1 protein-coding gene is annotated in these 973 nt (G+C 67.1%); it reads left to right on the top strand.

Going from position 1 to position 973, the window contains the following annotated elements:
• Nucleotides 1-248: 248 nt before the first annotated feature.
• Entirely contained in the window at nt 249-893 is a 645-nt protein-coding gene (locus U9980_RS18070) for a class I SAM-dependent DNA methyltransferase (RefSeq protein ID WP_322768998.1), read from the top strand.
• Nucleotides 894-973 lie beyond the last annotated feature (80 nt).

A 973-nucleotide genomic window follows, 5' to 3' on the forward strand; every position in this document is an offset into this window, starting at 1 on the left:
GTGGCGGCCCTCGCGTCTCTCCGCGAGGAAGTTGATATGAATGCTCGACAGGTAAGAATCTTGCCGCCATGATGTGACCGGCCCCGGTAGATGGCAGGGTTCCAGCCGCGTTGTTTGGCAGGGTCGATGATCGAGTGGCCTACCGCTCCGCCGTTGCTGGGGCGTGCTGGCCGATGATCCTGCGATCGTCTTCGGTGGCTGGGTGCTGAGGGGCAGGGGGTGTGGCTGGGTGGGTATGGTGATCGGCCATGGCCGAGCCTGCCCCGAGCTATCTGGCTACTGTCGCGGCGGCGTACGACGGCGTGGCCGAGGTCTATGCCGAGCGTTTCGCTGACGTTCTCGACCGCCAGCCGTTGGAGCGTGCGCTGCTGGTCGCGTTCGCCGACATCGTGCGCGATCTTGCCGGTCCGGTCGCGGACCTTGGCTGTGGGCCCGGCTATGCAACGGCCTACCTGCACAGGTTGGGGCTGGACGTGTTCGGTGTGGATCTGTCGGCGGCGATGGTCGCCCTGGCCCGAAGCTCCTATCCAGGGTTGCGGTTCGATGTGGGCACGATGACCGCGCTGGATCTGCCGGACCGCACGCTCGGCGGTGTCCTCTGCCGCTACTCGCTCATCCACACCGCGCCCGCCGACATCCCCGCCATCCTCGCCGAGGTCCACCGCGTCCTGGCGCCTGGCGGCCACCTGTTGCTCGGTTTCCTGGCCACAGACGAGTCTGCGGCCGGGGTGCATGCCTACGACCATCGGGTGACACGCGCCTACCGCTGGCCGCCTGACCACCTCGCGGGGTTGGTGAGGCAGGCGGGGCTTGTCGAGGTCGCCCAGCTGGTGCGAGCACCAGTGGACGAAGAACGCGGCCGGCAGGCACAGCTCTTGGCCCGCCGTCCGTAGGAGACATAAGACTTTCACCGGACTACCTGCGGCTGGTTCGTGGAGGGCAGGCGGGGGTCAGGTTCCGATGACGAGAATTT

The sequence above is a fragment of the Protofrankia sp. Cr1 genome, from assembly GCF_963555865.1.
In the GTDB taxonomy this organism is placed as follows: domain Bacteria; phylum Actinomycetota; class Actinomycetes; order Frankiales; family Frankiaceae; genus Protofrankia.

Bases quoted from the DNA above. Each gene is read 5' to 3' on its own strand.
- U9980_RS18070 (WP_322768998.1), top strand. From the start codon at position 249: ATGGCCGAGCCTGCCCCGAGCTATCTGGCTACTGTCGCGGCGGCGTAC.